This is a genomic window from Gilliamella sp. Choc5-1 (assembly GCF_001690595.1).
Classification (GTDB): Bacteria; Pseudomonadota; Gammaproteobacteria; order Enterobacterales; family Orbaceae; genus Gilliamella; species Gilliamella apicola_M.
Genome location: NZ_LZHH01000056.1, coordinates 1 through 3,098 on the forward strand (window position 1 = coordinate 1; position 3,098 = coordinate 3,098).

The 3,098-nt window shown below is 29.2% G+C and carries 6 protein-coding genes and 1 pseudogene; 6 read left to right on the forward strand and 1 reads right to left on the reverse strand.

Features of this window, described 5'->3' with window-relative positions; all coding sequences use genetic code 11:
• The coding region (locus tag A9G35_RS05705; RefSeq protein WP_065636043.1) for a transposase at positions 1-270 on the reverse strand (270 nt) is incomplete at its 3' end.
• Positions 271-908: 638 nt separating this feature from the next.
• On the opposite strand from A9G35_RS05705, the gene A9G35_RS05710 reads away from it, so the two are divergent.
• The 6 genes and pseudogenes from A9G35_RS05710 to A9G35_RS05730 all read left to right on the forward strand — a co-directional run.
• Complete coding sequence (locus tag A9G35_RS05710; protein WP_176701391.1) at positions 909-1,181, forward strand: DUF4190 domain-containing protein; 273 nt, start codon at positions 909-911, stop codon at positions 1,179-1,181.
• A 26-nt stretch (positions 1,182-1,207) separates the two neighbouring features.
• Positions 1,208-1,624, forward strand: coding sequence for a hypothetical protein (locus tag A9G35_RS05715; RefSeq protein ID WP_065636045.1), 417 nt, complete (start codon positions 1,208-1,210; stop codon positions 1,622-1,624).
• A 1-nt stretch (position 1,625) separates the two neighbouring features.
• Positions 1,626-1,919: a hypothetical protein gene (locus tag A9G35_RS05720; RefSeq protein ID WP_065636046.1), complete on the forward strand. Its 294-nt coding sequence runs from the start codon at positions 1,626-1,628 to the stop codon at positions 1,917-1,919.
• 60 nt (positions 1,920-1,979) lie between these two features.
• Positions 1,980-2,489, forward strand: coding sequence for a hypothetical protein (locus tag A9G35_RS05725; protein WP_065636047.1), 510 nt, complete (start codon positions 1,980-1,982; stop codon positions 2,487-2,489).
• A gap of 157 nt (positions 2,490-2,646) precedes the next feature.
• Positions 2,647-2,825: pseudogene (locus tag A9G35_RS13155) on the forward strand (integrase core domain-containing protein); the annotation flags it as partial.
• A gap of 86 nt (positions 2,826-2,911) precedes the next feature.
• The coding region (locus A9G35_RS05730) for a transposase (protein ID WP_141673791.1) at positions 2,912-3,098 on the forward strand (187 nt) is incomplete at its 3' end.

The window sequence follows — 3,098 nt, forward strand, 5'->3', positions numbered from 1 at the left end:
TGCTGCTTGCTTTAGAATATCGTTTTCCATACGCAGCTGTTTAAGCTCTTTACGCAACGCGATTAACTCTTGTTCTTGTGGACTGCGATTATCTTTTGTTTTAAATGAGCCACTTTGGCTTGATTGCGTTATCCAACGGTCCAATGCTGATGGCGTCAAATCATATTCTGCAACGATTTCACTACGTGATTTACCATGTTGATAAAGACTGACCATTTGGTGTTTAAAATCATCTGTGAATGTTCGTCTTTTGCGTTTAATCTTATTCATATTTATTCCTTTTTTAGTTGTGATAAGTTTACCTTACCCCTTAAAAAAGTTGTATGAATTAGTGTAGCCGATCCAGTACACTCCTGAAATTTTTTAACAAAAATTATACTGTATTGATTTATTTATATAAACTTTGTGATAACCAGTATATCAAGCAAAAATTACCTACCCATAAGCTAATGGAAAAGCCAAAAGCGTGATACGAATTTTGAATTGAGATGCAGCATAATCAGCCAATATTTAACGATTCCAAAGAGTGAAAACAAAAGCTTAAATGTTTGATTAATTTTTATCATACGGTTAAACCGCATAAAGCGATTTCAGAGAAAACACCTTATGATTTTTAGCGGATTATTTTAATCATAAAGTGTAAACAACTCGGCGTTTTCCTACAATTAATTAAATATAAAGGGGATTTTTAGCCCTTTTTTATTTATTACATTCTTTATTTTTAACTTAACTTGTTACTTTTTAAAAATTTTTGAAAGATTACAACGGTCAGTAAGGTTAATTACAATAGATAAAATCTATTGTAATGTATTTTATTGATCTGTGAAACCGATCATAATATAATAGTCAACCTTTTTAACTTAACCTTTATTTTACTTTACTTTTAATAAATTTTTATGGAGATAAAAATGGAACAACAAAAAAAAGCAACAAGTTACTTATCAATATCGTCGATGGTGTGCGGTATTATTTCGATAATACTTCCAATGGCAGGGTTTAACATAGTTGTCGGGATTATAGCTATAGTGCTAGGTGTGATAGGTAAAAATGATGTAATAAACAATCAAAAAGACGGTTTGGGGTTTGCTAAAGCAGGAATTATTTGCGGAATTATTGGTATTGCTATTTGGCTTTTATTTTTAATTATTGTTGGTGGTACATTACTATCATTTATGCATTAATTAATAAATGTTATAAGGAATTAAAAATGAATAAATTACTTATTAGCATTGTGTTAACCACAGGTTTTTTATTGTCTGGGTGTGTGACTCAATCTGAAAGTGCGCAGATGATTTTAAAAGATGAAACAAAAGAAACTATTAGAAAAAAAATAAAAGAAGGAAAAACAACTCAAAATCAGATAAGAGAAACATTTGGAAAGCCAACATCGACTACATTTGATGGTGGTATGGAAATTTGGTCATACGATTATTTTTCTCAAGAACTAGATGTTACATCAGCTCTTATACCATATGTTTCACTCTTTAATTATAAAACAAGAGCTGATCTTCATCAGAAAGGATTAATAATCTTTTTTAATAATAATAGTAAAAAAACAGTGAATAGATACACCTTTTATGAGTCTAACAGTCAACTGAATGATAAAACAAGGGTAGGGCGATAAAATGAAAAAAATAATTAGTTTTGTGTGTGTTAGTTTTTTAGGTTTTGTTTTAATTGGTTGTGGCGATAAAAACACAATCACTTATGACTTAAAAACAGGTAAAGCAACGGCAAGCGGTTTTGATTCTCAAGCTCCAAATGTAAATGGTTTGAGTTATATGAAAATTATGAATGAGATTAGTAAAAATTGTAATCTTGATATTGTTACACTTGCAACAAATTTAAATACTGATGGTAAATATACCACAGAAGTATGCAAAAACGGCATTACTTACAAATTAATTAATGCTAAGTAAAAAAGAGAGGGATTAAACAATGAAAAAAATAATTAGTTTTTTTGTATTAGTGTTTTAAGCATGATGTTAGTTGGTTGTGGTGATGATGAGTTTGTAAAATTTGCTAAAGAAGCAATAAAAGATCAAAAAGAATGGGCTATGCTTTATGATTTTAAAAATAACAAATTCTATCAGTATCATACTTATTCAATTCGTAAAAATCAAGAACCATCTTTTATAATTGATCGTGAATTGAAAAATTGCTCAGTTTCAAAAGAAGAAATAAATAAAGTAATATTATCTGACGATTCAATTAATTTAACTTGTGATTCATACTTTGTTGGTGATTTAAAAGTAAAAGTGAAAATTGTTGGTAAAAAATCATCATATGATCAAAATATTCTTGATAATGATTTTAATTATCTATTTAACTTTAACACTAACAAAGTATATTATAAAATTTCAGGTGATACAGATGAACAAATGAAAAAAAATGCAGAAAAAACAAAAAGTTCATGTCACTCAAAAGATAAAGAAATTTATGACGATTGCGGTCTCTTTAATTCAAGAGAGAAAATAATTGGTTTATAAGTAATAATAAAAAGAGGGGGGTCCCTCTTTCAGATTGATGACAAACCTCGATATAATTCGGGGTTTATTTTTTTATTTAAACCATAAATAGGCTTTTTAATTTGGATTTTATTAAATAATCTTAACTTAATCTGGCATTTAAGTTATTTTATAACACAAAAAGGAGAGCCATGCTTATAAACTTTATCTTAATCTAGAAGATATTGAACACACCAAGACCAAAGCCTACACAACCCACAAACTAACGGCATTTGTGAACGATTCCATAAGACGATGAAAACAGAATGTTATGATATTTTATTTCGACGTAAGATTTACATGCAATTGGATCGGCTACACTAATTCATTGGATCGGCTACACTAATTCATACAACTTTTTTAAGGGGTAAGGTAAACTTATCACAACTAAAAAAGGAACAAATATGAATAAGATTAAACGCAAAAGACGAACATTCACAGATGATTTTAAACACCAAATGGTCAGTCTTTATCAACATGGTAAATCACGTAGTGAAATCGTTGCCGAATATGATTTGACACCATCAGCTTTGGACCGTTGGATAACGCAATCAAGCCAAAGTGGCTCATTTAAAACAAAAGATAATCGCA